The organism is Geodermatophilus nigrescens, assembly GCF_900129495.1.
Lineage (GTDB): Bacteria > Actinomycetota > Actinomycetes > Mycobacteriales > Geodermatophilaceae > Geodermatophilus > Geodermatophilus nigrescens.
This window is the reverse complement of record NZ_FQVX01000001.1, coordinates 1,500,644-1,526,345: the sequence shown is the minus strand read 5'-3', so window position 1 is coordinate 1,526,345 and position 25,702 is coordinate 1,500,644. Positions and strand designations below refer to the sequence as shown.

The window sequence follows — 25,702 nt, the reverse complement described above, 5'->3', positions numbered from 1 at the left end:
CGAGCCCACCGACGGCTACACGCCCACCCGGCCGCAGCAGCGGTTCGTGCGCACCCGCGACCGCACCTGCCGCTTCCCCACCTGCGGCCAGCGCGTCGGCTGGGCCGACGCCGACCACGTCATCCCCCACGCACACGGCGGCCGAACCGACTGCGCCAACCTCTGCTGCCTGTGCCGCAGCCACCACCGCCTCAAGACCTTCGCCCGCGGCTGGCACTTCTCCCTCTCACCGGACGGGGTGCTGACGGTGACCACCCCGTCGGGCATCACCCGCACCACCCGCCCACCGGGCATGCGACCACCCCCACCACCCGAACCCGACCCGCCACCGCCGACGGCACCCGAGCCGCCGCCGTTCTGACGCGCGCCCGCGACGGCGCGCGCGTCAGCCGAGAGCCCGGTCGAGGAACGACCCCACGACGGCACGGAAGGCGGCCGGCTGCTCCACCCACGGGAAGTGGCCGCAGCCGTCGACGACCGCGGCCTCCCCGCGGGGGAAGGCGTCGGCCACCGCGAGCACCGGCACACAGCCGGCGGCCGTGTCCTGCGCGCCCGCGACGACGAGGACCGGTGCGGTCACCGCGGCCAGCCGGTCGCGGAGGCCGTCCGGGGCGTCCCCGGCCATGAACGCCCGGGCCGCGGCGAGCGAGTACCGCATCCCCTCCGCGTGCGCGCGCGTCGTGGCGTCCCACCGGGCGTAGCCGAGCGGCGCGGTGCGCAGGCGCCAGGCGGTGAAGTCGTCGTCGGTGAGGCCGGGGCCTTCCTCGAGCGCTGCCAGCGCCGACGCCACGGCCGGCTCCCCCGCCCGGGCGGCCAGCAGGTCCGGGACGTCGGACGGCACGTCCACCAGGTACTCGGCGGGCGGCGTCACCAGCACCAGCGCCGAGAGGCGCTCCGGGAAGCGAGCCGCGTACGCCACCGCGAGGCGGGTGCCGGCCGAGTGCGCCACGACCGCGCACCGGTCCAGACCGGACGAGGCCCGCAGCCGGTCGACGTCGTCCCCCTGCTCCCACCGTGAGGCGAGCGGCGCGGCGCTCGACCGGCCGACCCCGCGCAGGTGCGGCACGACCAGCCGGTACCGCTCCCCCAGCCCGGCCAGGTCCCCGAGGTAGGACGGGTGGGCCGCCGCGCCACCGGCCAGCACCAGCACCGTCGGTCCGTCGGCCCGTCCCAGGACGTCGGCGTGCAGGTCCACCGCACTCATCGGCCGTACCGGACGGTCAGCAGCCCGTCGTCGGAGTCGGCCAGCCGGCCACCGGCGGCGGCCATCGCCGCGGCCACCCGCGCCAGCCGCTCGTAGGCCGCGGCGGCGTCGGCCAGCGTGGCGGCCCGGTCGGCGGCGTGCCGGAAGGTCAGCGCCTCCGTCGTGCGCACGAGCGCGCCGTCCTCGACCGCGTGCACGCGCAGCGCGGCGGCGTCGGCGACCAGGTCGTGGCCCGGCCCCACGCGCGCCGGCACCACCGCCCACCGGCGCTCCCCCGCGTCGGCCGCCGTCACCTGCCGGCCGAGCACGTCGAGCACCCCGGCGGCGAGCCCGGTGCCCGACACCTGCCGCGGACCGGAGCGGTCCCACGCGACCACGGGCGTCCGCGGCACGGCGTCGAGGTCGAGGACGTCGTCGCCCGGCACCGGCGGCTCGTCGACCACCCGCACCCGCCAGAGCGGCAGCGGCGGCGCCTGCCCGTCCCCGGGCGGGACGGCGACCCCGTCGCGGGCGCGCGCCCGGCGGGAGGGCCGCGTGGCGAGCAGGTGGCCGTCGCGCAGCGGCTGCGCCGGGACCCACCCGGCGGCATGTGCGGCCCGCAGCTCGGCCGCGAGCGCGGTGAGCCGGGCGACCACGTCGTCGAGCGTGCGGGCGCCGTCGAGCTGCCAGCGGTGCTCGGTCTCGTGCCGGGAGCCCGGCCAGGGCGACGGCGGGTGGGGTGCGGTGGCGGTCATGGCGTCTCCACGCGGGCGCGCCCCGGGCCGCGGCGGGGTGGCGGCGGGAGGTGCCGCGCCGGCGCCGGGCCCGCGGGGTGCGTCGCGGGTCGGGGCCGGCGGGGGTCCCCGGTCGGGGGCCGCGCCGGCCGGGCCGATCATGGCACGCCCGGCCGGTCAGTCCAGGGCGTAGGTGGCCTCGACGACGGCGTGCACCGTCACGTCCTGCGGGTCGAGGTGCAGCTCGGGCTCCCCGCCCATCGCGCCGCGGCCCTTGGCCATCATGAGCTCGGGCCCTCCGGCCGTCGTCGACGACAGCCCCGCGTCGGCCAGCTCCACCAGCGCGCCCAGCGGCCGGCCGACGGCGTCGGCGAGATCCTCGGCGGCCTCCCGGGCGGCGTCGACGGCATCCCGGCGGACGGCGCGCCGCGCGGACGCGGGGTCGTCGAGCTCCCACGCCACCCCGCCGATCTCCGCACCGGCGCCGGCGGCCACCTCGGCGACGGAGTCGGCCGCGCCGGCGTCGACCCGCACCGACCCGCTCACCGACGCCTCCCACCCATCGGGCCGGTGCCGGCCGGTGTCGGGGTCCCAGGCGTGCCGCTCGTGCACCGACACCCGCGACAGCACCACCCGGCGCACCCCGGCCGCCGGCTCGAGCGCCGCGCGCAGGCCCGCCGCCAGCGCCGAGGCCCGCTCCAGGGCCTCGGCCCGCGACGACGGCGACACCGCGCGGGCGTGCACCGCCAGCACCGCGGCGTCCGGCGCGTGCTCGGCGCTCGCCTCCCCGCGGACGCGCACGACAGCGGTCACACGCGCGACCGCGCGGGCACGGCCAGCGCCGCCTCGAAGCAGCCGTGCAGCAGGTCGAGGCGCTCCACCAGCCGGGCCACCCACGCCGGCGAGGTGCTCACCGGCACCGGCTCGAACATCAGCGACCAGAACAGCCGGTCGACGGCGCCCGCCCGCACCCACCGCAGCTCCTCCGCCGACAGCGGGCTCCCGACGGCGGCGGCGAGGTCCTGCGCGACCCGGCGCTGCAGCCGGCCCGTCGCCGGTCCCGGGGCGACGAGGCCGATCGCGCGGCCGAGCAGCGGCAGCAGCCGGGGCCGGTCGGCGTCGGAGAGGACGTCGTTGGCGTGCCGCAGCACGGCGGCGAGCTCGGCGTCGACGCAGCGCGGCGCGTCGGTGAACGCCTCGCCCGCCAGCAGCGCCGTGTACTCGAGGAAGCACGCGCCGCGTGCGGGTGTGCGGTGCCGGCCGCGGCCGAGCACCGGCAGCGAGTCCGGGATCCGTTCCATGGCAGCCCCCTCCGCCGGGAGCCCCGAGCGTAGGTCCGCGCGCCGCCTCCTCCCACCCCCGGAGCACAGCGGATCGAGAACGGACGCCGGACCGTCTTGTGAGGCAAGGCTGTCCTCACTATCCCTGTGTCCGTGACCCGTCTCCGCATCGCCTCCTGCGCCGCCGCCGGTCTGCTCGTCCTCGCCGGGTGCGGCACCGACGACGAGCCCACCGCCGCCGCACCGACGTCCGGCGGCAGCGCCGACGACCAGGTGGTCGTGGCGCTCGACGACTTCGCGGCCATGCACGCGCTCGCCCTGGGCGTCGAGCCCGACCTGGTCCTCGAGGCCTTCGCCTACGAGTCGACGTCCGCCGTCTTCGACGACCTCGACCTCCCGACCCAGCCCTACGGCGACGCCCTCGACCCCGAGGCCGTGGCCGCCGCGGACCCCGACGTCGTCATCGGGGTCTCGCTGCCCACCACCGTCGCGGCGGAGGCGCAGCTCGAGGCCATCGCCCCCACCACGGTCGTCGACTACACCGCCGGCTGGGACGAGCAGCTGGCCACGGTGGCCGGGGCGCTCGGCCGCGAGGACGAGGCCGCCGCCGTCCGCGAGCGGCTCGACGAGCAGACGGCGGACCTCGCCGCCGACCTCCAGGAGGCGGGCGTGGCCGGGTCGGTCGTCTCCGTCGTCGGCGACAACGGCGGCTTCTTCTCACCGCCCGGCGCGACCGCCGTCGGCTCGCTGCTCGCCGGGGTCGGCCTCACCCGGCCGCCGGCGCAGGAGACCGCGGGCAGCGCCGAGAGCCCCTTCGCGCTCTTCGGCGCGGAGACGCTGACCGACCACGACGGCGACGTCCTCTTCCTCCTCGCCGGCGGGCCGTACCTCACCGAGGGGCTCACCGGGTCGCCGCTGTGGAGCGGGCTGCAGGCCGTCCGCGACGACGCGGTGCACGAGGTGAGCGGCGAGGTGTGGCTGTCGGCGTCGGCCTTCTCGGTCGCGTGGGTGCTCGACGACCTGCGCGCCGTCCTCCTCGACGGCGGGACGGCAGCCACCGGCGCCGAGGCGCCCGAGCGGTTCGCGGAGTTCACCGGTGTCTGAGTCCACGGCCGCCTGGGACGGCGACGTCCTGCACGTGGCGCTCGTCGGCCGGCTCACCGCGGAGCACATCGGGCTGATCGCGACGGCGCTGTCGTCCGCGGGCGACCGTTTCGGCGTCGTCCTCGACCGGCGCCTGCTCGGCGCGCCCACCGCTGACGGCCGCGCCGCCCTGGAGCGGTGGGCCGCGGAGGACCTGCCGGCGCACGTCCCCGCGATCGCCGCCTGGGCCGACGTCCTCGACGAGCGCCGGTACCGGTCGCTCACGCGCGACGGCGCATCCGACGACCACGGCCCCGGCTATCCGCAGCGGACCTTCGACGACCACGACGCCGCGGTCGCCTGGGTGCGCGAGCGGCTGGGCGCGGCCGCCTGACCAGCGCACAGGGGAGTTGGCCTCTGTCCCGGGGGCGCGGTGCGGAGCAACGTGCGGGACCTCGGTCCCCCACCGGCAGGAGGAGCCATGCACGCGGTCCGGGCGACGACGATCGGGGTGCTGACCGCCGGCACCGCCCTCCTCACCGCCGGCACCGCCGTGGCGGCGCCGCCCGAGCGGGGCGTCATCAGTGACACGTCCACCACGACGTTCACAGACTTCTGCGGTGAACCCGGCCTGACCGTCTCGGCCGAGACCCACGTCGAGGCCCGGTACAGCGTGGCCCCGAGGCGTGCCGGCGGTCTCCTGTACTTCATGCAGCACGGCACCGTCGAGGAGTCCCTCTCCGTCGTCGCCGCCGACGGGACCGTGCTGCGCGCCGACGTCGTGACCTCCACCAGCCGCGTCCTGGAGAAGGACCTGCTGGTCACCGACCTCGGCCGCGGCCGCCTGCTCGTCGACCTCCTGGCGACGGGCAACGCCACCACCTACGGCTCGGACGGGAAGGCCATCGCCCGCAACCCCGGGCAGGTCCGCTTCCAGCTCGTCATCGACGCGGCGACCGGTGAGGTCCTCGAGGACCGCGGCCTGACGAAGGGGTCGACCGGTCGCACCGACGACTTCTGCGCGGCCGTCGTCCCGGAGCTGCTGGGCTGAACGGGCCGCTCGCTCACCGGGGTGCGCGGATCTCCTCGGGCGGCAGGGGCAACGGCTCGTACGCCGGGTCGGCGGGCAGGATGATCGTCGTCACCTCGCCGGTGCGCTCGGGCTGCGGCTGCGCCCGGAGGGAGTCGACCAGGCCCTCGGGCGCCCGCCCCTGGAAGGACGCCGCCTCTGAACGGTCGCGGGTCCAGCGGCCGTCGGCGCACCAGTACTCGGACTCGGTGTAGGGGACGCCGGTCGTCGTCCACGTGCCGACGGGGCGCCAGACGAAGGTCAGGTCCGCGGAGCGGTCCCGGGCCGGCGGGGCCGGCCGCTCGATCGGCTCGTCGGTCTCGACGACCTCCGGTGCGGCGCTGACCGAGGCGCTGACCCCGCGGGCGCTGAGCGAGTCGACGAGCACCGCGACGAGGCCCTCGCCGTGCGCCCGTGCCAGGTAGCCCTCGGTGTCGACGGCCACCACGAGCCCCTGCCCGGTGCGGTACACCCCGGTCCAGGGTGCGGTGTACGCGTCGGACGACTCCCACACCTCGAGCTCTCGCCCCGACTCCTCGACCCTCACCATGCGGTCCGCCGCGTCCAGGACCGCCTCGACGGCGTCCTGCGTGTCCCCCGGGGAGACGAGGAACGCCGGGTCGGTCGTCCAGCCGGTCACCTCGCCGTCGGGCTCCACGTGGGGCTCACCCTGCGCCAGTACGTCGGGATCCACCTGCACACCTCCCGACGGCGTGCCGGACACGGGCGCACCGACCGGAGGGGACGCGACCGGAGGGGACGCTGTCGCGGCGGACGGCGCCCCGCCCGGGCCGGTCAGCGCGACGACCAGCGCGCCGGCCGCGAGCAGCGGGATGGCGACGGCCATCCCGACCTCACCGGCCGACCACGTTCCCCGCGCGCGCTGTGCCACGCCCGACATCGTCGGGCAGGTCGCGCCGCGGACGCCTCACCCGCGGGAGGGGCTCACGGGACGACGTCGGGGACGAAGCGCTGGCTGTCCTTGGGCGGGCGGACGTAGTCCTCGTCGACCGGCGGGCGCGGCGGCAGCTGCGGCGGCTCCGGCGTGAGGTCCTCGTAGGGCACCTGGGCGAGCAGGTGGGTCATCACGTTGATCCGGGCGCGCTTCTTCACGTCGGCCTCGACCACCCACCACGGCGCCTCGGGGATGTCGGTGGCGGCGAACATCGCGTCCTTGGCCTTGGAAAAGTCGACCCAGCGGTTGCGCGCCTCGAGGTCCATCGGGCTGAGCTTCCAGCGCTTCGTCGGGTCCTCGAGCCGCTTCTGGAAGCGCTTCTCCTGCTCGGTGTCGCTGACGGAGAACCAGTACTTGACCAGCACGATCCCGCTGCGCACGAGCATCCGCTCGAACTCCGGGCAGGAGCGGAGGAACTCCTCGTACTCCTCGTCGGTGCAGAACCCCATGACCCGCTCGACGCCGGCGCGGTTGTACCAGGACCGGTCGAGCAGGACCATCTCGCCGCGGGTGGGCAGGTGCGCCACGTAGCGCTGGAAGTACCACTGCCCGCGCTCGCGCTCGGTCGGCGCCGGGAGCGCCACGACCCGCGCGGCCCGCGGGTTGAGGGTCTCGGTGATCCGCTGGATCGCGCCGCCCTTGCCGGCCGCGTCCCGTCCCTCGAAAACGACGACGACGCGCAGCCCGCGGGCGCGGATGAACTCCTGCTGCTTCACCAGCTCGACCTGCAGCCGCGCGACCTCCTTCTCGTACCAGGCCGTGTCGACCTTGCCGGTGGAGGTCGGCGCCTCCTCGACGGAGTGCCCGGACCGCTGCTTGGTGGCCATGCCGCAGCATCGACCCGCCGCCGTCCGGGGGCAACCGGGCGGCCGCGCGCCCTCAGGTGCCGCAGAAGGTGACGTACGGGCCGGCCGGGCCGGGCTCGGCGTAGCGCTCCAGCCCCGAGCGCTCCTCGAACGGCCGGCTCACCACGTCGACCAGCCGGTCGAACGGCGCGAGGTCGCCGGCGGTCGCGGCGGCCAGCGCCTCCTCCACGAGGTGGTTGCGCGGCACGTACACGGGGTTGACCCGGTCCATCGCGCCGGCGTCCGGGCCGGTCGCCCGCCACCGCTCGAGCCAGGCGTCGATGCCGGCGAGGTCGAGCACCAGCCGGCGCACCGGCTCGGCGTCGCCCCGGGCCGCCGACGACAGCCGGCGCGCGAAGGACGTCAGGTCGACCTTCCCGGCCTGCAGCAGGTCGAGCAGGTCGGTGACCAGCGCGGTGGCGACGGCGTCGTCGAGTCCGGCCGGCAGGCCCAGCTTGGCCCGCCACCCGCCGAGCCACGCGGCGTCGTAGGCGGGGCGGAAGCCGCCCAGCGCGGCGACGGCGAGCTCGACCGCCTCCTCCTGCTCCTCGGCGAACAGCGGCAGCAGCGCCTCGGCGAGCCGGGCGAGGTCCCACTCCGCCACCAGCGGCTGGTTGCCGTACCGGTAGCGCCCGCCCTGGTCGACCGAGCTGTACCAGGCGTCGGCGTCGTAGCCCTCCATGAACGCGCAGGGCCCGAGGTCGATGGTCTCGCCGGACAGCGTCACGTTGTCGGTGTTCATCACGCCGTGCACGAACCCGACGAGCATCCACCGCGCCACGAGCCGGGCCTGCGCGGCGACGACGGCCTCGTACAGCGCCAGGTACCGGTTCGGCGCGTCCGCCGCGGCCGGGTGGTGCCGGTCGATCGCCTCGTCGGCCAGGCGCCGCAGCAGGTCGCGGTCGTCGGTGGCGCGCGCGTACTGCGCGCTGCCGACCCGCAGGTGGCTGGCCGCCACCCGCGCCAGGACCGCGCCGGGCAGCACCGTCTCGCGCCGCACCGGCCGGCCGGTGGCGACGACGGCGAGCGCGCGCGTGGTCGGGATGCCGAGCGCGTGCAGGGCCCGGCCGACGACGAACTCGCGCAGCATCGGCCCGACCGCGGCGAACCCGTCGCCACCGCGGGAGAACGGCGTGCCACCCGACCCCTTGAGGTGCAGGTCGCGCAGCCGGCCCGCGCGGTCGGTCAGCTCGCCGAGCAGCAGCGCCCGGCCGTCGCCGAGGCGCGGGTTGTAGTAGCCGAACTGGTGGCCGGCGTAGGCCTGCGCGACCGGCCGGGCGCCCTCGGGGACCGCGGTGCCGGTGAGCAGCCCCAGCCCGGCGGGGGTGCGCAGCGCGGCGGCGTCGAGGCCGAGCTCGGCGGCCAGGTCGTCGTCGAGGGCCAGCAGCCGCGGCTCGGGCACCCCGGCGGCCTGCCAGGGCACCGCCATCTCCGGCAGGGTGCGGGCGAACCGGTCGCCGAGGGCGACGGTCGGGGCGGCGGGCGCGGCACTCACCCCGGCCAGTCTACGAGCGCGGCGCCGCTCGGACCCCCGCCGCTCAGACCTCCGTCGCGACCCCGCGCTCGACCCACCGGAACCGCCGCCGCACGTCCTCCGGCGCCGCCGCGAGCTCCCGCTCGGCGCCCGCGCGGCCCTGCCGGAAGTGGCTCCACCCCTCGTGGTGCACCGGCACGACCACCCGCGGCGCGGTCAGCCTGGCCACCCGCGCCGCCTGCCGCCCGGTCATCGAGTACCGCAGCGGCCCGCTCACCGGGAACCGCACGCCGCCCAGGTGCAGCACGGCGACGTCGACCCGCAGCCGCTCGGCGACCTCCCGGAGCCCGCGGAAGGCGACCGTGTCCCCGGAGATCCACAGCACGCCGTCGGTCCGGCCCGGCTCCCGCAGCGCGAACCCGACGACGTCGCCGACCACCGGGCGGCTCAGCGGCGGGCCGTGCCGCGCCGGCGTGGCGGTGACCTCCAGCGGCGCCAGCCCCGGACTCGCGAGCACCGTCGACTCCCAGGGCCGCAGCCCCCGGGCGTCCCCGCCGAGCCGCCGGGCGCCCGGCGCGGTGGTCACCACCACCGGCACCCGGTCCAGCAGCGCCCGGCCGGCGTCGTCGAGGTTGTCGGCGTGGTGGTCGTGGGTGAGCAGGACGGCGTCGACCGGCAGCAGGTCCTCCGGCGTCAGCGCCGGACCGGCGGTCTTCGTCGACCCGGTGCCCCAGCCGAAGGAGTAGGAGCGACCGGGCGGGTCGAAGGTGGGGTCGGTGAGCAGCCGCCACCCGTCGACCTCGACGAGCAGCGTCGGCCCGCCGACGTGCGTCAGCCTCACTGCGCCCCGGCCGGCTCGGTCCGGGCGCCGGTGGCGTGGGCCAGCGCCCAGTCGAGGACCTCGTCGGCGATCCGCTCCCACCCCGGCTGGGCCGGCAGCAGGTGGGCGTAGCCGGGGTACTCGCGCAGCTCGGGCACCGGCTCGCCGCGGTAGTGCGCCGCGTTCGACCGCTGGATCGCCGGCGGCATGATGTGGTCCTCCCCGCCGGAGACGAACAGCAGCGGCGGGCGGGCCGGGTTGGCGTAGTCGACGTGCGCGTCCTGCGGGCCGGGCATCAGGTTGGCCAGCACCGAGTTCCACAGGATCCGGCCCGACGCCGGCACGTGGTAGCGCCGGTACAGCTCCCGGGACTCCTCCTCGGAGAACGTGTTGGTGAACGCGTAGTGCCACTGCTCCTCGGTCAGCCCGACGGCGCGGTGCCGGTTGGCCGGGTTCTTGAGCACCGCCCACGTCGAGCGCAGCTGCGACAGCGGGACCACCCGCACGCCCTCGGTGGGCGCGGAGTTGAGCACCACACCGCACGCGCCGAGCCCGCGGTCGAGCAGCAGCTGCACGATCGTGCCGCCGGCCGAGTGGCCGATCAGGACGGGCGGGCGGTCGAGGCCGCGGACCACGTCGGCGATGGAGTCGACGATCGCCGGCAGCGTCACCTCGGCCACCGGCGTCGGGTCGGCGACGAGCGCCTCGACCTCCACCTCGAAACCGGGGTAGGTGGGCGTCAGCACGCGGAACCCGCGCGCCTCGTAGTGCGCCTTCCAGTGCTCCCAGCTGCGCGGGGTCACCCAGAAGCCGTGGACGAGGACGATGGTGTCGGGGACGGGCGGCTGGGCTGACGGCGGCACGGTCATGGTCGCTCCCTCGCAGGTGGTGGCCGGTGATCGGGAGCCTGGCAGCGGGACGCCGGGCCGACCGTGCCCTGCCTGCACGACCACGGTCCCTGCCCGCACGTCCGCTGCTTCCCGGCGCGCGGCCGCTCTGCCAGGCTCGTCGCCGTCCACGGGGACCTCCGCAGACCAGCCCAGGACGGCGCCATGCTGCTCTTCGACACCGCCCCGCTGCCCCGCACCGACCGCGCCGAGGCCTTCCGCGTGGCGATGCAGGAGGCCGCCGCGCCCTGCCGCGTCGAGCACCGCGAGGACCCCGGGGCCATGGCGGCCCGGATGCAGGCGTGGCCGTACGGGTCGGTGACGCTGCTGGCCACCGACGCCACGCGGTTCCGGATGGTCCGCACCCGCCGGCACGTGTCCCGCGACGACGACGCGGTGGTGGCCCTGGCCTTCCAGCACCGCGGCCGCGGCGAGTTCGACCAGCTCGGCCACGAGCAGCACGTGCAGGGCGGGGACCTGATGCTCGTCGACATGAGCTCGCCCTACGGCTTCGGCTGCGCGACCGGCGGCGGGTCGCGGGCGGTGCTGGTCCCGCTGGACCGGCTGGGGCTGCCGGTCGACGTCGTCCGCCGGGCGACGCCGCGGCTGCGCGCGAGCCCGCTGCACGACCTGGTCCGCGACCACCTGCAGCGGCTGGCCGACGCCGCGCCGGAGCTGTCGGCCGACCCGGGCGCCGCGGCGCTGGGGACGGCGACCGTCGAGCTGCTGCGGGCCCTGGTCGTCTCGGCGGCCGGCGACGACCGGCACGGCCCCGCGGTGCGCGAGGACACGCTGGTGACCCGCGTGCGCGCGCACGTCGCCCGGCACCTCACCGACCCCGCGCTGACGCCGGCCGCGGTCGCCCGCGCCCACGGCGTCTCGGTGCGGCACCTCTACAAGGCGTTCGCGGCGGCCGGCGCGAGCCTGGAGCAGGAGGTGATCGCCGGCCGGCTCGAGGCCGCGCGGTCACGGCTGGCCAGCCCCGCGGGGCGGCACCGGCCGATCGCCGCCACCGCCCGCGCGTGCGGCTTCGCCGACGCCAGCCACTTCGCCCGCCGCTTCCGCGCGGCGTACGGGATGAGCCCGCGGGAGTGGCAGCGGGCCGCCGCCGGCTGAGCCGTCAGGGAGCGACCTGGACGACGGCCTCGATCTCGACGGCGATGTCGAAGGGCAGCTCGGCCATGCCCACCGCCGAGCGGGCGCCGCGGCCGCGGTCGCCGAGGACCGCGACGAGCAGGTCCGAGCAGCCGTCGATCACCGCGGGCGTGCGGGTGAAGCCGGGCCGGCAGTTGACCATCCCGAAGAGCTTCACCACCGAGCGGACGCGGTCGAGGTCGCCGAGCTCCGCGCGCATCGCGGCGAGCATCTGCAGGCCGGTGAGCCGGGCCGCCTCCCGCGCGGTGTCGAGGTCGAGGCCGCCGTCGCCCACCTTGCCGGCCACGAGGGTCCCGTCGGGGCGGATCGGCCCCATGCCGGACAGGTACAGCAGGTCGCCGGCCGCCTTCGCGGGGAGGTAGTTACCCGCCGGGGTCATCGGCTCGGGCAGCTCCAGGCCGAGCTCGCGCAGTCTCGCGTCGACGTCCATGCGCCGATGCTGGTCCTGCCGCCGGTCCGGCGCGAGCCCCCGCGCGCGGCCCGTGGGCCGGCGCGCCCCTCCGCTTTGCCGATCGGGCGCGGTGGGAGCACCCTCTCCCCCACCACGGGGCCAGCGACGAGGGGACGCCCATGAGCACCCGCGATGCGCACTCGATCTGGCGGCGCATGCCGGTGGAGTCGATGCACGACGAGGAGGAGCGCACCGCCGGCGGCGCGCTCGCCAAGAGCCTGGGCCTGTGGCAGCTGACCGCGATCGGCGTCGGCGGCATCATCGGCGTCGGCATCTTCTCGCTGGCTGGGCTGGTGGCCGCCGGGGACGAGAGCAACGAGGGCGTCGGCCCGGCCGTGCTCATCGCGTTCCTCATCGCCGGCCTGGCGTCGGCGGCCGCGGCGCTGTCCTACGCCGAGTTCGCCGGCATGATCCCGCGGGCCGGGTCCGCCTACACCTACGGCTACGTGGCCCTCGGCGAGGTCATCGGCTGGTTCATCGGCTGGGACCTGCTCCTGGAGTACATCGCGATCGTCGCGGTCGTGGCGATCGGCATCTCCGGCTACCTCGGGGAGCTGCTGGACAACCTCGGGCTCACCCTGCCGACGTCGCTCACCGCGTCGGCGGAGGAGGGCGGCGTCGTCAATGTCCCCGCCGTCCTGATCTGCCTGCTCGTCACGTTCATCCTCAGCCGCGGCACGAAGACCTTCGGCCGCTTCGAGCTGGTGGCCGTCGCCGTCAAGATCCTGCTGATCCTCGGCATCATCGGGCTCGGCGTGTTCTACGTCGAGGCCGGCAACTACGACCCGTTCCTGCCCTCGGGCTTCGGCCCGGTGCTCACCGGCGCGGCCACCGTGTTCTTCGCGGTCTTCGGCTACGACGCCATGAGCACCGCCGCCGAGGAGGCGGAGGACGGCAAGCGGCACATGCCCAGGGCGATCATCCTGTCGCTGGTCATCGCGATGCTGCTCTACGTCGCCGCCACCCTGGTGCTCACCGGGATGCAGGACTACCGCGACATCGACCCGACCGCCGGCTTCGCCTCGGCCTTCGAGGGCGTGGGCCTGCCGGTGATCGCCAGCATCATCTCGGTCTTCGCGGTGCTGTCGATCCTGACGGTGATGCTGACCTTCCTGCTCGGCGTCACCCGCGTCTGGTTCTCCATGAGCCGCGACGGGCTGCTGCCCCCGTGGTTCGCGAAGGTCGACCGGAGCGGCACGCCGCAGCGGGTCACCTGGATTGCCGGCGTCGGGTCGGCCGTGCTGGCCGGCGTCTTCCCCATCCGCGCCGTGGCCGACCTGACGAACATCGGCATCCTGTCGGCGTTCATCGTCGTCTGCGTCGCGGTCATCCTGTTCCGCTACACGCGCCCGGACACGCCGCGCTCGTTCCGCCTGCCCCTCATGCCCGTGGTGCCCGCCTTCGGGGTCCTCGCGTCGCTGTTCCTGATCTGGCAGCTGCCGTGGGAGACCTGGGCGCGCTTCGGGGTCTGGCTGCTCATCGGGCTGGTCCTCTACTTCGCCTACGGCCGCAAGCACTCGCTGCTCAACCCCGACAGCCCCCACCACCGCCGGCAGGCCGACGTCTGAGCGGACCGTCAGGGACGGACGGCCTGGCTCAGCCGGTAGGACAGGTCCCGCACGGCGCGGAACAGCGCGACCGGCTGCAGGTCGTCGGCGCCGAGCGTCGGCCGGAACCGCAGCTCCTCCGACACCGTGCTCGGCAGCGGGTCGCCGAGGGTGAGCCGGCCCCACCGCGCCCAGCCGCCGGCGAGCGGGGCGGCCAGCAGGTCGTAGCCGTCGCCGGCCTCCCGCGCGCCGAGCAGGACGGTGCGCCCGCTGCCGGTGCGGTAGGGCAGCACGGAGGAGAACGTGCGGCCCAGCGGCGCGGGCAGGAACACGTGCCGCAGTCCGGGCGGGCCGCCGGCGGTGTTGACCAGGAGGTCCAGCGGCCCGCCGCCGCGGCCGAGCCCGTCGAGCCGGACCGCCAGGCCGACGACGTCGGGCAACGGCTCGGGCAGCCCGGCCCCCCGGGAGATCCGGACGACGGCGTCGTGCCGGCCGGCCTCGTCGAGCAGCCGCGCGCCCCACGAGCCCCCGCCGTCGGTCTCGACCGTCGCGGCCCGCGCGGCGCCCCGCGGGTGGAACACCCGGGCACCGCGCACCGCCGTCCCGAGCGCGAGGGCCGACGACGTGAGGGCACGGGGGACGGCGAGCGGGTCCAGGGAACGGAGGGGCATGCCGACCGCCTACCCGGGCCGGCGGCCGCCGACCCGCTCGCTCAGCAGCGGGCGCGCAGCACCTGGATGCCGTCGCCGGACAGGTCGCCGAGGAAGGCGGCGCGGCCGGCCGTCGCCATGACCAGGGCCAGGGTCGGGCCGCGGACGAGCGGCCCGGCCCCGGCGGCGAACGGCCCGTCGGTGGCCTCCAACCGGAGGCCGGCGGCGCGGCCGCGCGCGGCGGCCGCCCGGTCGCCGCGGGAGGAGTAGGCGGCCACGCGGGTGAGGACGTCGATCGGTGGAGTGCCGGGGAGCCCGAGCGGCCGGCGCACGTCGGCGCCGTGCACGACCACCTCCCCGAGCAGCGCGATCCGCGGCAGCGGCGGGGCGGTGGTGCGTGCGACGACCCGCTCGAAGCGGGCCAGGGTGTCCGCGCCGGAGCTGCCCAGGTGCGCGCGCAGGTGCACCGCCACCTGCCGGTCGGGGTCGACCCGGGGGCGCAGCGCCCCGGCCAGCCAGCGGAACCCGCCGAGGCGCGCGCCGGCGGTCAGGTGGGCGAGCACCTCGCGGACGGTGAGCCCGCCGCACAGCGAGGGCGTGGCCCACCGGTCCTCGTCCAGGCCGCGCAGGTCGGCCGCCAGCGCGCGGCGCTCGGCGTGGATGAGGGGCCAGTGGTCGACCGCGGTCGTCGTCACGCGGGAGGGACCCGGGAGGCGGGCGACACTCATCGCCGTTCCTCGTCCCACCTCAACGTATAGCGCCTGCCGGGGCTTGCGGCAAGACCCGGGGAGGGGTCGAGGATCCCCGGCCGTGGCTGCACAGACTTCCCTCCCGACCAGCGCGTTCGACCTCCCCGCCCGCCTCGCCGCGAAGGCCGCCCCGGCCCTCGTGGCCGCCGACGAGGCGCACTTCGCCGCGATGGCCGACAGCCTCCGGCGCACGGTCGCCGAGCTCTCCGGCCGGCTCGACGCCGAGCGCCGCGCGCCGGGCGGGACCGGCCAGGAGGCGCTCGACCGCGACCTGGAGGTGCACCGGCTCACCGCCCGGCTGCGGACGCTGCGCCGCTTCGGCCTGGACCTGTGCCTGGGCCGGATGGTGCCCGCCGACGGCGGGGCGCCGGTCTACGTCGGCCGGCTGGGGCTGACCGACGGCGCGGGCGGGCGGCTGCTGGTCGACTGGCGCTCCCCCGCCGCCGAGCCGTTCTTCGGCGCCACCCACGCCGACCCGATGGGCCTGGCCAGCCGGCGCCGGTACCGCTGGACCCGGGGCCGGATCACCGACTACTGGGACGAGGTGTTCACCCCCGACGGGCTCGAGGGGCACGCCGCGCTCGACGACCAGTCGGCGTTCGTCGCGAGCCTCGGCACCAGCCGGTCGCCGCGGATGCGCGACGTCCTCGGCACCATCCAGGCCGACCAGGACGCGATCATCCGCGCCGGCTCCCGCGGGGCGCTGGTCGTCGACGGCGGCCCGGGCACCGGCAAGACCGTCGTCGCCCTGCACCGCACCGCCTACCTGCTCTACGCCGACCCGCGGCTCGGGCACCGGCGCGGCGGCGTGCTGTTCGTCGGCCCGAGCCGGCCCTACCTGACCTACGTCGCCGACGTGCTGCCCGGCCTCGGCGAGGAGGGCGTGCGCACCTGCACCCTGCGCGACCTGGTGCCCGAGGGCGCCGCCGCCGTCCCCGAGCCCGACCCGGAGGTGGCCCGGCTCAAGGCCGACGCCCGGATGGTGGCGGCGGTCGAGCCCGCGGTCCGCCTCTACGAGGTGCCGCCGGCCACCGGCACCGACGTCGTCACGCCGTGGGGCGACGTGCGGCTCGACCCGGCCGACTGGTCGGAGGCGTTCGCGGCGGCCGAGCCGGGGTCGCGGCACAACGACGCCCGGGACCGGGTGTGGGAGGCGCTGCTCGACGTCCTGGTCGACAAGCTGACCGAGGAGACCGACGAGGACGACGACGGCGACGACGAGGACGACGACCAGTTCGACGCCTACGGGCTCGGGCACTCCGACCCGCACGCGCGGTACCGCCGGGCGCTGGCGGGCAACCGCGAGCTGGTCGGCGCGTTCGGCCGGGCCTGGCCGCTGCTCGAGCCGGCCGACCTCGTCGGCGACCTGTGGTCGGTGCCGGCCTACCTGCGGCGCTGCGCGCCCTGGCTGACGCCGGAGGAGGTCGCGCTGCTGCAGCGCCCGGACCCGGCCGCGTGGACGGTCGCGGACCTGCCGCTGCTCGACGCCGCCCGGCAGCGGCTCGGCGACCCGGCCGCGGCCCGGCTCCGCCGCCGGCGGGAGGCCGAGGTGGCCGCCGACCGCGCCCGGATGTCCGACGTCGTGGAGCACCTCATCACCACCGACGACTCCGACATGGGCGTGATGTCCATGCTGCGGGGACAGGACCTGCGCGGCGCCCTGGTCGACGACGCCGCGCTGCCCGCCCCCACGCCCGACGCGCTGGCCGGCCCGTTCGCGCACGTCGTCGTCGACGAGGCGCAGGAGCTCACCGACGCCGAGTGGCAGATGCTCCTGCTGCGCTGCCCGTCGCGGAGCCTGACCGTGGTGGGCGACCGGGCGCAGGCACGCCACGGGTTCGCCGAGTCGTGGGAGGAGCGGCTGGCGCGGGTCGGCGTCCCCGAGGTGTCGGTGGCCTCGCTGACGGTGAACTACCGGACGCCGGCGGAGGTGATGGCCGAGGCCGAGCCCGTCATCCGGGCGGCGCTGCCGGACGCGAACGTGCCGACGTCGGTCCGCAGCAGCGGCGTCCCCGTCTCGCACGGGGCGGCCGCGGAGCTGTCCGCGGTCGTCGACGGCTGGCTGGCCGCGCACGCCGAGGGCACCGCGTGCGTGATCGGGGCGCCGGGGTTCCGCGGGAGCGAGCGGGTCCGGTCGCTGACGCCGGTGCTGGCGAAGGGGCTGGAGTTCGACCTGGTGGTGCTCATGGACCCCGACCGCCTCGGCACCGGGGTCGAGGGCGCGGTGGACCGGTACGTGGCGATGACCCGCGCGACGTCGCGGCTCGTCGTCCTGACCTCGCCCATCAACCAGGGTTGACGGGTACTTGTCATCAACCTAGGTTGATGGACATGGCCGAGCTGCAGTCCCTCCCGGGTCCCGAGGACCCGGAGGCCGCCCTGGCCGCCGTCGTGGCCCTCCGCCGGCTCGCGGGCCGGCTGGAGTCCGCGGCGGTGGCCGAGGCGATCGGCCAGGGCTGGACGTGGGCCCAGGTCGGCGAGGCGCTGGGGATCAGCGGCCAGGCCGCGCACAAGAAGTTCGCATCCGAGGTCCGCGCCCGGCGCGGCTCCTGACCGAGAGGACAGACCATGGGGCTCCTGACCGCCGTGCGGGACGTGCGCACGATCGAGCAGCTGCTGACGACGGCCGAGGCGGAGGCGCGGGCAGGCGGGGAGGACGCGCCGGGCGCGGAGCACCTGCTGCTGGCCGCGACGACGCTGCCCGACGGGACCGCCGGCCGCGCGCTCGCCCGGGTCGGCGTCGAGCCGCAGCGGCTGCGCGCCGCCGTCGAGGAGGCGCACGCCGGCGCGCTGGCCGCCGTCGGGATCGAGGCCGGGCCCGCCCCCGCAGCGCCCGCGCTCCAGGCGGCGCCGACGGGCGCCTTCCGCTCGACGCCGCAGGCGCAGCAGGTGTTCCAGGACGCCGTCGCGCTGGCGAAGGCCGGGCGGGGCGGGCTGACCGGCGCGCACGTCGTCGTCGCGACCGCCCGGCTCGAGCACGGCACGGCGGCCCGCGCGCTGGCCGCGCTCGGCGTCGACCGCGACCGGCTGCGCGCGGCCGCGGAGGCCGAGGCCGGGATCGGCTGAGCCGGCTCAGAGCTCGGCGAACCCGCGGGCGGCGAGGGAGACGGCGAGGGCGGTCATCACGGCGGCGATGACGCCGTCGAGGACCCGCCAGGCGGCGGGGCGGGCGAACACCGGGCGCAGCAGCCGCGCGCCGAACCCGAGCGCGGTGAACCAGACGACGCTGCCCAGCCCCGCCCCCGCCGCGAACGCCCACCGCTGCTCGCCGTAGGTGGAGGCCGTCGACCCGAGCAGGACGACGGTGTCGAGGTAGACGTGCGGGTTCAGCCAGGTGAGCGCGAGGCAGGTGCCGACGGTGACCGCGAGGCCGGCGCGGATCCCGCCGGCGTCGGGCAGCAGCGTCCCCGGCCGCAGCGCCCGCCGGGCGGCGAACGCGCCGTAGCCGAGGAGGAAGGCGGCGCCGGCGAAACAGACGACGGGCACCAGCCAGGGCAGCCGGTCCAGCGCCGCACCGGCTCCGGCGACGCCGGCGAGGATGAGGGCGAGGTCGGACAGGGCGCACACCGCGACGACGGCGGCGACGTGCTCGAGGCGCAGGCCCTGGCGCAGGACGAAGGCGTTCTGCGCGCCGATCGCGACGATCAGGCCCAGGCCCAGCGCGAGTCCGGAGGCGGCGGCGAGCAGGGCGGGCGTCGTGGGCACGTGCCCGACGCTAGGAAGTGCCGCACCACGGGTCCAGCTAAGGATCCTGTTGCACCGTTAGCCTCGCTGTCCGTGGAGCTGGACCTGGCGCAGCTGCGGGCACTGGACGCGACGGTGCGGGGCGGGACGCTGGAGGCGGCGGCGCGGGCGCTGCACGTGACGCCGTCGGCGGTGAGCCAGCGGCTGCGCGCGCTGGAGGTGGCCACCGGCCGGATCCTGCTCGTGCGCAGCAAGCCGGTGCGGGTGACCGAGTCGGGGCAGGCGGTCCTGCGCCTCGCGCGGCAGGTCGACCTGCTCACCGCCGACGTCGCCCGCGAGCTCGGCGACGACCCGGCGACCGCGGCCGTCCCGACGCTGCCGGTGGCCGTCAACGCCGACTCGATGGCCACGTGGGTGCTGCCCGCGCTGGCGCCGCTGGCCGGGGAGGTCTGCTTCGACCTGCACCGCGCCGACCAGGAGCACACCAGCGCCCTGCTGCGCGCCGGCACGGTGATGGCGGCGGTGACGGCGGAGGCCGAGCCGGTGCCCGGCTGCACCTCCACCCGGCTCGGCTCGATGCGCTACCGGCCGATGGCCGCCCCGCCGTTCGCGCGGCGCTGGTTCCCCGACGGGCTCACCGCCGAGGGCCTGGCGCGGGCGCCGGTCGTCGTCTTCGACCGCGAGGACGAGCTGCAGCACCGGCTGCTGCACGCCTGGGCCGGCAGCGACGCCACTCCCCCGCTGCACTTCGTGCCGGCCTCGGCCGACTTCGTCCGCGCCGTCGCGCTCGGCCTCGGCTGGGGCATGGTGCCCGACCTGCAGGCGCGCGACCTCGACGCGCAGCTGACGGACCTCGACCCGTCCGCCGCCGTCGAGGTCACCCTGTACTGGCAGCAGTGGAAGCTGCGCTCGGCGACGCTCGACCGCGTCCGGGAGGCCGTGCTCGCGGCGGCCGGGCGGGAGCTGGACCACCCCTAGGGTCGGGCCCGTGATCCGCGTCTGCTTCGCCGGGGTGACCGGCTGGACCGCACCGCCCGTCCTGGCGGCGATCGATGCCGCCGAGGACCTCGAGCTCGTCGCCGGGGTCTCCCGGTCCGCGGCGGGCCGGGCGCTGTCGGAGGCCACCGCCTCGACCGCCGAGGGCCTGGTGCACGCGACCGTGGCCGGCGCGCTCGCCGCGGCCGAGGTCGACGTCCTGGTCGACTACACGAGCGCCACCGCGGTGCGCGGTCACGTGGAGACCGCCGTCGCCGCCGGGGTGCACGCCGTCGTCGGCACCAGCGGGCTGACCGCCGCGGACTACGCCGACCTCGACCGGCTCGCCCGTGACCGCGGCGTGGGCGTGGTCGCCGCCGGCAACTTCTCCCTGCAGGCCGCCGTCCTGCAGCAGGCCGCGAAGCTCGCCGCCGCGCAGCTCGACCGCTGGGAGATCGTCGACTACGCGAGCGCCGGCAAGCCCGACGTGCCGAGCGGGACCGCGCGCCAGCTCGCGGAGGCCCTCGGCGAGGTGCGGGCGCCGCTGCCCGCCGTCCCGCTGGCGGAGCTGCACGGCCCGGTCGAGGCCCGCGGCGCGGACGTGGCCGGCAGCCGCGTGCACTCGGTGCGGCTGCCGAGCTTCGTCGTCAGCACCGAGATCGTCTTCGGCGGCACGGGCGAGCGGCTGGTCATGCGGCACGACACCGGCGAGTCGCCGGACCCCTACGTCGCCGGCACGCTGCTCGCCGTGCGCCGGGTGGCCGAGCAGCCCGGCGTGCGCCGCGGGCTCGACACGCTGCTGTTCGGCTAACCCGCGGCGGGCAGCCGCACCGTGACGCGGAGGCCCCCGCCGGCGCGCGGCGTCAGGGTGAGCGCGCCGTCGTGCGCCGCGGTCACCCGCTCGACGGTCGCCAGGCCGAGGCCCACGCCCGCGTGCCCGGTGCGGACGCGCCGGCCGCCGCGCTGGAACGGCTCGGTCAGGGTGGCGACCAGCTCGGGTGCGAGCTCCTCGCCGGTGTTCTCGACCGTGAGCACCACGGCGCCGGGACGCGCCGTCGTCGAGATCCACACGCAGCCGCCGGGCACGTTGTGCACCACCGCGTTCTGGACGAGGTTCGCCGTCAGCTGCAGCAGCAGGGCGGGCGAGCCGCAGGCGGAGGCGACCTCGCCGGCGGTCTGCACCTGGACGCCCAGCGACTCCGCCAGGGGCAGCAGCGTCTCGGCCGCCTCCTCGACGAGCAGGGACAGGTCGACCCGCTCGCGGTCGGGCGGGCGGTGGTCGGCGCGGCTGAGCAGCAGCAGCGCCTCGGTGAGCTCGATGGCTCGGGTGTTCACCTCGTGCAGCCGCTCGACGAGGACGTCCGGGTCGCGGCCGGGGTCCTGCCGGGCGACGTCGAGGAGCGTCCGGGTGATCGCCAGCGGCGTGCGCAGCTCGTGGGAGGCGTTCGCGGCGAACCGGCGCTGCTCGGCGACGTGCGCCTCGAGCCGGGCGAGCATGCCGTCGAAGGCGTCGGCGAGCTCGCGGAACTCGTCCATCCGCCCGGGCAGCGCGATCCGGTGCGACAGCGAGCCGGTCGCCGCGGTGCGGGTGGCCTCGGTGATCCGGGTCAGCGGGGCGAGCACCCGGCCGGCGAGGAACCAGCCGCCCGCGAGGCCGACGAGCAGCAGGAAGGCGAGGGCCGCGGCGGCCCGCGGGACGAAGGCACGCTCGAGGTCGGAGCGGTTGGGGACGAACAGCCCGGGGCCGCGTCCGGGACCGCCGCCGGTGACCAGGACGGCGTCGGGCACGTACCGGAGCAGGAAGACCCACACGACCGCCAGGAGCAGGGCGCCGGTGAGGACGACGAGGCCGGCGTAGCTGAGGGTGAGGCGCAGGCGGACGCTCGGGCCGGGCGCCCGGGTCACCGGCCGCCTCCGGCCGGGGCCTCGATCCGGTAGCCGACGCCGGGGACGGTGGCGATCAGCCACGGCTCTCCGAGACGCCGGCGCAGCGCGGAGATGGTGATGCGGACGGCGTTGGTGAAGGGGTCGGCGTTCTCGTCCCAGGCGCGCTCGAGCAGCTCCTCGGCGCTGACCACCCCGCCCTCCGCGGCGACGAGCACCTCGAGGACGGCGAACTGCTTGCGGGTCAGCGCGACGTAGCGGCCGTCGCGGAACACCTCGCGGCGGAAGGGGTCCAGCCGCAGACCGGCGATCTCCCGCACGGGCGGCCGGTGGTGGGCCCGCCGGCGGTCGAGCGCGCGGAGCCGGAGCACGAGCTCGCGCAGCGCGAAGGGCTTGGTGAGGTAGTCGTCGGCGCCGAGCTCGAAGCCGGAGGCCTTGTCGTCGAGCCGGTCCGCCGCGGTGAGCATCAAGATCGGCAGGCCGCTGCCCGAGGCGACGATGCCCCGGGCGATCTCGTCCCCGGAGGGGCCCGGGACGTCGCGGTCGAGCACGGCGACGTCGTAGGTGTTGACGGCGAGCATCTCGAGGGCGGCGTGCCCGTCGCCGGCGACGTCGGCCGCGATCGCCTCCAGGCCCAGCCCGTCGCGGATGGCGCCGGCCAGCACGGGCTCGTCCTCGACGATCAGCACGCGCATGCGGCGAGGGTAGGGAGCGGGGGCGTATCGCCGGCGTATCCACGGCGGCATACGCCCCGGCAACAGGCCCGCGCCTTTGCTGCGGGGCATGCCCGCTCCCCTGCTCCGCCGCGCCCGGCCGCTGGCCGCCGTCGCCCTGGTCCTGGCCGCCGGCTGCGCGGTCGCCGGTCCCACCCCGTCCCTCCGGCACAGCGGGAGCCCGCCCGCTCCGCCGGTGGGCGTCACGGTGGACGACGGCGTGCTCCCCGACGGCGCCGGCGTCTTCGACGACCGGTACCCGGCGGTGTCCCGGCTCGACGCCGAGCTGCTGGCCGCCCTTCGCGCGGCGGCGTCGGCGGCCTCCCGCGACGGCGTGGAGTTCGTCGTCACCAGCGGCTGGCGGTCGCCGGAGTACCAGGACCAGCTGCTGCGCGAGGCGGTCGACGAGTACGGCTCCCTGGAGGAGGCGGCCCGCTGGGTGGCGACGGCGGAGACGTCGGCGCACGTGACGGGAGACGCAGTCGACGTCGGGCCCACGGACGCCATGTCGTGGCTGTCGCAACACGGCGCGGACTTCGGGCTGTGCCAGGTCTACGGCAACGAGCCGTGGCACCACGAGTTCCGACCGGCCGCCGTCGAGGACGGCTGCCCGGCCCCGTACGCGGACCCCACCGAGGACCCCCGCATGCAGCCGTGAGCAGCGGCTAGAAGCTGCCGACGGCCAGCGCGGTCGTCGCGGCGAAGGCGGCCAGGGCCACCGGCCCGACGGCGAGCGCGGCGGCTCGCGCCCACGGCGGCCGGCTCCGGGCGGCGAGGACCACCAGCACCAGCCCGACGACGAGCAGGACGCCCTGCAGCACCCACCCCGCGGTCAGCCAGGTCTGCGCCGTGCTGCAGGGCCGGCAGCCGGTCACCGTGCAGCTGTACGTGTTCGTGCAGTTCGTCATGACGCCGAAGGACGCGCCGAAGCTGCCGAGCGTGGCGAGGAACAGGGCCACGGCGAGCGAGGCGACGCCCAGGAGGCGCTCCACTAGGCCGGGATGACGGGCTGGGCGAGGAGCACGCGGTCGAGCATCGCAGCCGGACGGCCCGCCGGACATCGACCGTCGGGCGTACACGGCCGGACGCCGCCCCGCGGCTGCTCTTCCCATCCGCTGCTGTGACGGGTACAACTGTACGGACATCTTGTACGCACAACCGATGGCGCAGGGCTGCGCCCCGAGGAGTGCTCCATGAGTTCCCCCGCCTCCGCCCCCGAGCGGTCCCGGGTGCCGCTGTTCGCCACGATGAACCGGATCCCGGGTGGGCTGATGCTCATCCCGCTGGTGCTCGGCTCGGTGATCGGCACCTTCGCCCCGGACGCCCTCGGCATCGGCAGCTTCACCACCGCGCTGTTCCAGGACAGTGCGCTGCCCCTCATCGCGCTGCTGATCTTCGCGACCGGCACCCAGGTCACCCTCCGCACCAGTGGCCCGGTGCTGGCGCACACCGGCGTCATCCTGCTGTTCAAGAGCCTGATCCCGGCCGGCCTGATCGTTCTGCTGGGCCTGGCCGTGGGCATCGACGGCTTCTGGGGGCTGTCGATCCTCGGCCTGCTGGCCGCCTTCGACAACAGCAACGGCGGGCTGTGGCTCGCCTTCACCGGCAAGTACGGGGACAGCCGCGACCGCGGTGCCTACATGGCCTCCGCCATCAACGACGGCCCGTTCTTCAGCCTGCTGTTCCTCGGCGCCTCCGGCCTCGGTGACATCCCGGTGCTCACGCTCGTGGCGGCGATCGTGCCGTTCCTGCTCGGCGCTCTCGTGGGCAACCTCGACCCGCAGTGGCGCGAGGTGCTGCGCCCGGTGCCGAACATCGTCATCCCGTTCTTCGCCTTCGCCCTGGGCACCGGCATCGACCTCGGCGCGGTGGTCACCGGTGGCATCGGCGGCATCGCGGTCGGCGTCGCCGTCGTCCTGATCACCGGCTCGCTGGTCTACATCGGCTACCGGTTCGTGCTGCGGCGCGGGCGCAAGGCCGGCATCGGCTTCGCGTCGGCGACGACGGCCGGCAATGCCATCGCCACCCCGGGCATCGTCGCGGCCGCCGACCCCCGCTTCGCCGAGTTCGCGGGGACGGCGACGGCCCAGGTGGCGGCCTCCGCCCTGGTCACCGCGATCCTCGCGCCGATCGTCGCCTCCTTCGTGCTCAAGCGCGCCGGCGGGCTGACCACCGAGGACGAGGTGGGCGTGCCGGTCGCCACCGTCACGGAGCCCGCCCACGAGGCGCCCGACCGCGGTGCCCCCGGTCCCGACACCCCCGGTCCCGACCCGTCCGGCCCCGGCGGGAGGACGACGGGGGACGGCCGGTGAGCCGCACCGGTGTCGTCGCCGACGACCTGACCGGCGCCACCGACACGTCGGTGCAGTTCGCCCGCCAGGGCTGGCCGACGCTGCTGCGCCTGCGCCCCGGCGCCGACCGACTACCCGCCGACGCGGTGCTCGCCGAGTGCACTGACGCCCGCGCCCTGGGCGACGAGGCCGCCCCGGTGACCGGCGCGGCCGTCATGCGGCTGCACCGGTCCGGCGTCGAGCGGCTGTATGTCAAGGTCGACTCCACGCTGCGCGGCTCGGTCGCGGCCCAGGTCCGCGGCGCCCTGGAGAGCTGGTCGGCGGTGCGCCCGGCCGCCTTCGCCGTCGTCTGCCCCGCCTACCCGGCGATGGACCGCGTGGTCACCGACGGCGTCGCGCTGGCCGGGGGGCAGCTCCTGGAGGAGGGCCCGGCGGGACGGGACCCGGTCACCCCGGTGACCACCTCCCGGCTCGACGAGCTGCTGCCCGGCTCCGTGCACGTCCGCCAGCCCGCCGACGGCGACCCGGCCACGCTGGCCGCGGCGCTCGCCGTGGCCGGCCGCGACGCCCGGGTGGTCACCGTCGACGCCCGCGACGACGCCGACCTCGCCCGCCTCGCCGACGCCGTCGACCGGGTCGGCCCCGACGCGGTGCCCGCCGGCTCGGCCGGGCTGGCCGGGGCGCTGGCCGCCCGCTGGCGCCCCGCGACGCCGGCTGCCGACGGCGGCGCACCGCCGTCCGGCGAGCGGCCGGTCCTGGTGCTGGTCACCTCCCTGCACCGCACCGCCCGCGAGCAGGAGGCCCGGTTGCGCCGGGTATACGACGGCGACCTGCTGCACCTGGCGCCCACCGCGGCCGACCTGGCCGACGAGGCGGCGTGGGCGGCCTGGGTCGAGGGCGCCGTCCCCTCCGGCCCGGTGCCGGACCTGACCGTCGTCACCGCCCCGGAGGAGCGCGCCGCCGGGGCGCGCGCCGACGCGGTGGCTGCCGCGCTGGCCGGGCTGGTCGCCCGGCTGCACGCACACCGGCCGTACGCCCGGGTGGTGGTGACCGGCGGCGACGGCGCCCGGGCGCTGGTGGACCGGTGGGGCTGCACCGGCATCGAGGTCCTCGGCGCGGTCACCGAGGGCGTGCCGCACGGCCGCCTGGTCGGTGGGGACGCCGACGGGCTGCCCGTCACCACCAAGGCCGGCGGCTTCGGCGACCCGGACACCCTCGTCCGCGCCGTCTCCCCGGCCGGACGACCCTGAGCCCGCACACGAGGAAGAGGACA

The 25,702-nt window shown here is 76.7% G+C and carries 30 protein-coding genes; 14 read left to right on the top strand and 16 right to left on the bottom strand.

Features of this window, described 5'->3' with window-relative positions:
- The coding region (locus BUE37_RS07545; protein WP_139252850.1) for an HNH endonuclease signature motif containing protein at positions 1–361 on the top strand (361 nt) is incomplete at its 5' end.
- 24 nt (positions 362–385) lie between these two features.
- Here the strand turns inward: BUE37_RS07545 and BUE37_RS07540 are convergent.
- The 4 genes from BUE37_RS07540 to BUE37_RS23740 all read right to left on the bottom strand — a co-directional run bounded on the left by BUE37_RS07540 (position 386) and on the right by BUE37_RS23740 (position 3,218).
- Positions 386–1,204, bottom strand: coding sequence for an alpha/beta fold hydrolase (locus BUE37_RS07540; protein ID WP_073419394.1), 819 nt, complete (start codon positions 1,202–1,204; stop codon positions 386–388).
- Positions 1,201–1,938 (bottom strand): hypothetical protein, encoded by a 738-nt coding sequence (locus BUE37_RS07535; RefSeq protein ID WP_073419393.1) that lies wholly within the window; start codon positions 1,936–1,938, stop codon positions 1,201–1,203. Before BUE37_RS07535 ends, BUE37_RS07540 begins: the two co-directional genes overlap by 4 nt.
- A gap of 156 nt (positions 1,939–2,094) precedes the next feature.
- The gene (locus BUE37_RS23745; RefSeq protein WP_073419392.1) at positions 2,095–2,730 is read right to left on the bottom strand and encodes an SIMPL domain-containing protein; all 636 of its coding nucleotides are present in this window, start codon (positions 2,728–2,730) and stop codon (positions 2,095–2,097) included.
- The gene (locus BUE37_RS23740) at positions 2,727–3,218 is read right to left on the bottom strand and encodes a hypothetical protein (protein WP_073419391.1); all 492 of its coding nucleotides are present in this window, start codon (positions 3,216–3,218) and stop codon (positions 2,727–2,729) included. The genes BUE37_RS23745 and BUE37_RS23740 overlap by 4 nt, the downstream gene beginning before the upstream one ends.
- Positions 3,219–3,350: 132 nt before the next feature.
- Here BUE37_RS23740 and BUE37_RS07520 point away from each other — a divergent pair, with 132 nt between their 5' ends.
- From BUE37_RS07520 to BUE37_RS07510, 3 genes are all read left to right on the top strand, one after another.
- Positions 3,351–4,301 carry an ABC transporter substrate-binding protein gene (locus BUE37_RS07520; protein ID WP_139252848.1) on the top strand — a complete coding sequence of 317 codons (951 nt, stop codon included), beginning with the start codon at positions 3,351–3,353 and terminating at the stop codon, positions 4,299–4,301.
- A complete protein-coding gene (locus tag BUE37_RS07515; protein WP_073419389.1) occupies positions 4,294–4,674 on the top strand; it encodes a hypothetical protein in 381 nt (126 codons plus the stop codon). The genes BUE37_RS07520 and BUE37_RS07515 overlap by 8 nt, the downstream gene beginning before the upstream one ends.
- Before the next feature lie 87 nt (positions 4,675–4,761).
- The gene (locus BUE37_RS07510; protein WP_073419388.1) at positions 4,762–5,331 is read left to right on the top strand and encodes a hypothetical protein; all 570 of its coding nucleotides are present in this window, start codon (positions 4,762–4,764) and stop codon (positions 5,329–5,331) included.
- A 13-nt stretch (positions 5,332–5,344) separates the two neighbouring features.
- On the opposite strand, the gene BUE37_RS07505 is transcribed toward BUE37_RS07510, so the two are convergent.
- The 5 genes from BUE37_RS07505 to BUE37_RS07485 form a co-directional block, all read right to left on the bottom strand.
- Positions 5,345–6,043 (bottom strand): hypothetical protein, encoded by a 699-nt coding sequence (locus BUE37_RS07505; RefSeq protein WP_139252847.1) that lies wholly within the window; start codon positions 6,041–6,043, stop codon positions 5,345–5,347.
- Positions 6,044–6,294: 251 nt separating this feature from the next.
- On the bottom strand, positions 6,295–7,131 hold the full coding sequence (ppk2, locus tag BUE37_RS07500) for a polyphosphate kinase 2 (RefSeq protein ID WP_073419386.1): 837 nt from the start codon (positions 7,129–7,131) through the stop codon (positions 6,295–6,297).
- A gap of 52 nt (positions 7,132–7,183) precedes the next feature.
- On the bottom strand, positions 7,184–8,644 hold the full coding sequence (locus BUE37_RS07495; protein WP_073419385.1) for a protein adenylyltransferase SelO: 1,461 nt from the start codon (positions 8,642–8,644) through the stop codon (positions 7,184–7,186).
- A 43-nt stretch (positions 8,645–8,687) separates the two neighbouring features.
- On the bottom strand, positions 8,688–9,464 hold the full coding sequence (locus BUE37_RS07490) for an MBL fold metallo-hydrolase (RefSeq protein ID WP_073419384.1): 777 nt from the start codon (positions 9,462–9,464) through the stop codon (positions 8,688–8,690).
- Positions 9,461–10,312 carry an alpha/beta hydrolase gene (locus BUE37_RS07485; RefSeq protein WP_073419383.1) on the bottom strand — a complete coding sequence of 284 codons (852 nt, stop codon included), beginning with the start codon at positions 10,310–10,312 and terminating at the stop codon, positions 9,461–9,463. The genes BUE37_RS07490 and BUE37_RS07485 overlap by 4 nt, the downstream gene beginning before the upstream one ends.
- 183 nt (positions 10,313–10,495) lie before the next feature.
- Here BUE37_RS07485 and BUE37_RS07480 point away from each other — a divergent pair, with 183 nt between their 5' ends.
- On the top strand, positions 10,496–11,446 hold the full coding sequence (locus tag BUE37_RS07480; RefSeq protein ID WP_073419382.1) for a helix-turn-helix domain-containing protein: 951 nt from the start codon (positions 10,496–10,498) through the stop codon (positions 11,444–11,446).
- A gap of 4 nt (positions 11,447–11,450) precedes the next feature.
- Here BUE37_RS07480 and BUE37_RS07475 read toward each other — a convergent pair whose 3' ends face one another.
- On the bottom strand, positions 11,451–11,915 hold the full coding sequence (locus BUE37_RS07475; protein ID WP_073419381.1) for a RidA family protein: 465 nt from the start codon (positions 11,913–11,915) through the stop codon (positions 11,451–11,453).
- A 140-nt stretch (positions 11,916–12,055) separates the two neighbouring features.
- Between BUE37_RS07475 and BUE37_RS07470 the strand changes: the two genes are divergently transcribed.
- Positions 12,056–13,504, top strand: a complete 1,449-nt coding sequence (locus BUE37_RS07470; RefSeq protein ID WP_073419380.1) for an amino acid permease — start codon at positions 12,056–12,058, stop codon at positions 13,502–13,504.
- Between the two features lie 8 nt (positions 13,505–13,512).
- On the opposite strand, the gene BUE37_RS07465 is transcribed toward BUE37_RS07470, so the two are convergent.
- Positions 13,513–14,154, bottom strand: coding sequence for a hypothetical protein (locus BUE37_RS07465; RefSeq protein ID WP_073419379.1), 642 nt, complete (start codon positions 14,152–14,154; stop codon positions 13,513–13,515).
- Between the two features lie 41 nt (positions 14,155–14,195).
- A complete protein-coding gene (locus tag BUE37_RS07460) occupies positions 14,196–14,828 on the bottom strand; it encodes a maleylpyruvate isomerase family mycothiol-dependent enzyme (RefSeq protein WP_217651145.1) in 633 nt (210 codons plus the stop codon).
- Positions 14,829–14,943: 115 nt separating this feature from the next.
- Between BUE37_RS07460 and helR the strand changes: the two genes are divergently transcribed.
- From helR to BUE37_RS07445, 3 genes are read left to right on the top strand one after another with little or no spacing between them, the layout of a single operon-like run.
- Positions 14,944–17,181 (top strand): RNA polymerase recycling motor ATPase HelR, encoded by a 2,238-nt coding sequence (helR, locus tag BUE37_RS07455; protein WP_073419377.1) that lies wholly within the window; start codon positions 14,944–14,946, stop codon positions 17,179–17,181.
- Between the two features lie 32 nt (positions 17,182–17,213).
- Complete coding sequence (locus tag BUE37_RS07450) at positions 17,214–17,435, top strand: hypothetical protein (protein WP_083628482.1); 222 nt, start codon at positions 17,214–17,216, stop codon at positions 17,433–17,435.
- A 15-nt stretch (positions 17,436–17,450) separates the two neighbouring features.
- Positions 17,451–17,948: a Clp protease N-terminal domain-containing protein gene (locus BUE37_RS07445; RefSeq protein ID WP_073419375.1), complete on the top strand. Its 498-nt coding sequence runs from the start codon at positions 17,451–17,453 to the stop codon at positions 17,946–17,948.
- A gap of 6 nt (positions 17,949–17,954) precedes the next feature.
- On the opposite strand, the gene BUE37_RS07440 is transcribed toward BUE37_RS07445, so the two are convergent.
- Complete coding sequence (locus BUE37_RS07440) at positions 17,955–18,587, bottom strand: LysE/ArgO family amino acid transporter (RefSeq protein WP_073419374.1); 633 nt, start codon at positions 18,585–18,587, stop codon at positions 17,955–17,957.
- A gap of 72 nt (positions 18,588–18,659) precedes the next feature.
- On the opposite strand from BUE37_RS07440, the gene BUE37_RS07435 reads away from it, so the two are divergent.
- Both BUE37_RS07435 and dapB read left to right on the top strand, forming a co-directional pair.
- Positions 18,660–19,544, top strand: coding sequence for a LysR family transcriptional regulator ArgP (locus BUE37_RS07435; protein ID WP_073419373.1), 885 nt, complete (start codon positions 18,660–18,662; stop codon positions 19,542–19,544).
- 10 nt (positions 19,545–19,554) lie between these two features.
- On the top strand, positions 19,555–20,352 hold the full coding sequence (gene dapB / locus BUE37_RS07430) for a 4-hydroxy-tetrahydrodipicolinate reductase (RefSeq protein WP_073419372.1): 798 nt from the start codon (positions 19,555–19,557) through the stop codon (positions 20,350–20,352).
- Here dapB and BUE37_RS07425 read toward each other — a convergent pair.
- Together BUE37_RS07425 and BUE37_RS07420 are read right to left on the bottom strand one after the other, a co-directional pair.
- Entirely contained in the window at positions 20,349–21,446 is a 1,098-nt protein-coding gene (locus BUE37_RS07425; protein WP_073419371.1) for a sensor histidine kinase, read from the bottom strand. The genes dapB and BUE37_RS07425 overlap by 4 nt on opposite strands.
- Positions 21,443–22,120, bottom strand: a complete 678-nt coding sequence (locus tag BUE37_RS07420) for a response regulator transcription factor (protein ID WP_073419370.1) — start codon at positions 22,118–22,120, stop codon at positions 21,443–21,445. The genes BUE37_RS07425 and BUE37_RS07420 overlap by 4 nt, the downstream gene beginning before the upstream one ends.
- Before the next feature lie 88 nt (positions 22,121–22,208).
- Here BUE37_RS07420 and BUE37_RS07415 point away from each other — a divergent pair, with 88 nt between their 5' ends.
- The gene (locus BUE37_RS07415) at positions 22,209–22,796 is read left to right on the top strand and encodes a M15 family metallopeptidase (RefSeq protein ID WP_073419369.1); all 588 of its coding nucleotides are present in this window, start codon (positions 22,209–22,211) and stop codon (positions 22,794–22,796) included.
- Between the two features lie 7 nt (positions 22,797–22,803).
- On the opposite strand, the gene BUE37_RS07410 is transcribed toward BUE37_RS07415, so the two are convergent.
- The gene (locus BUE37_RS07410; RefSeq protein ID WP_073419368.1) at positions 22,804–23,130 is read right to left on the bottom strand and encodes a hypothetical protein; all 327 of its coding nucleotides are present in this window, start codon (positions 23,128–23,130) and stop codon (positions 22,804–22,806) included.
- Between the two features lie 201 nt (positions 23,131–23,331).
- Here BUE37_RS07410 and BUE37_RS07405 point away from each other — a divergent pair, with 201 nt between their 5' ends.
- Together BUE37_RS07405 and BUE37_RS07400 are read left to right on the top strand one after the other, a co-directional pair.
- Positions 23,332–24,450 carry a 2-keto-3-deoxygluconate permease gene (locus BUE37_RS07405; protein ID WP_083628401.1) on the top strand — a complete coding sequence of 373 codons (1,119 nt, stop codon included), beginning with the start codon at positions 23,332–23,334 and terminating at the stop codon, positions 24,448–24,450.
- On the top strand, positions 24,447–25,679 hold the full coding sequence (locus tag BUE37_RS07400) for a four-carbon acid sugar kinase family protein (protein ID WP_073419367.1): 1,233 nt from the start codon (positions 24,447–24,449) through the stop codon (positions 25,677–25,679). The genes BUE37_RS07405 and BUE37_RS07400 overlap by 4 nt, the downstream gene beginning before the upstream one ends.
- The last annotated feature ends 23 nt before the right edge of the window (positions 25,680–25,702 follow it).

Excerpts from the sequence above, each read along its gene's own strand:
- BUE37_RS07540 (WP_073419394.1), bottom strand. The coding sequence starts at position 1,204 with ATGAGTGCGGTGGACCTGCACGCCGACGTCCTGGGACGGGCCGACGGA.
- BUE37_RS07535 (WP_073419393.1), bottom strand. The coding sequence starts at position 1,938 with ATGACCGCCACCGCACCCCACCCGCCGTCGCCCTGGCCGGGCTCCCGG.
- BUE37_RS23740 (WP_073419391.1), bottom strand. The coding sequence starts at position 3,218 with ATGGAACGGATCCCGGACTCGCTGCCGGTGCTCGGCCGCGGCCGGCAC.
- BUE37_RS07510 (WP_073419388.1), top strand. The coding sequence starts at position 4,762 with ATGCACGCGGTCCGGGCGACGACGATCGGGGTGCTGACCGCCGGCACC.
- ppk2 (WP_073419386.1), bottom strand. The coding sequence starts at position 7,131 with ATGGCCACCAAGCAGCGGTCCGGGCACTCCGTCGAGGAGGCGCCGACC.
- BUE37_RS07485 (WP_073419383.1), bottom strand. The coding sequence starts at position 10,312 with ATGACCGTGCCGCCGTCAGCCCAGCCGCCCGTCCCCGACACCATCGTC.
- BUE37_RS07480 (WP_073419382.1), top strand. The coding sequence starts at position 10,496 with ATGCTGCTCTTCGACACCGCCCCGCTGCCCCGCACCGACCGCGCCGAG.
- BUE37_RS07475 (WP_073419381.1), bottom strand. The coding sequence starts at position 11,915 with ATGGACGTCGACGCGAGACTGCGCGAGCTCGGCCTGGAGCTGCCCGAG.
- BUE37_RS07470 (WP_073419380.1), top strand. The coding sequence starts at position 12,056 with ATGAGCACCCGCGATGCGCACTCGATCTGGCGGCGCATGCCGGTGGAG.
- BUE37_RS07465 (WP_073419379.1), bottom strand. The coding sequence starts at position 14,154 with ATGCCCCTCCGTTCCCTGGACCCGCTCGCCGTCCCCCGTGCCCTCACG.
- BUE37_RS07450 (WP_083628482.1), top strand. The coding sequence starts at position 17,214 with ATGGCCGAGCTGCAGTCCCTCCCGGGTCCCGAGGACCCGGAGGCCGCC.
- BUE37_RS07445 (WP_073419375.1), top strand. The coding sequence starts at position 17,451 with ATGGGGCTCCTGACCGCCGTGCGGGACGTGCGCACGATCGAGCAGCTG.
- BUE37_RS07420 (WP_073419370.1), bottom strand. The coding sequence starts at position 22,120 with ATGCGCGTGCTGATCGTCGAGGACGAGCCCGTGCTGGCCGGCGCCATC.
- BUE37_RS07415 (WP_073419369.1), top strand. The coding sequence starts at position 22,209 with ATGCCCGCTCCCCTGCTCCGCCGCGCCCGGCCGCTGGCCGCCGTCGCC.
- BUE37_RS07405 (WP_083628401.1), top strand. The coding sequence starts at position 23,332 with ATGAGTTCCCCCGCCTCCGCCCCCGAGCGGTCCCGGGTGCCGCTGTTC.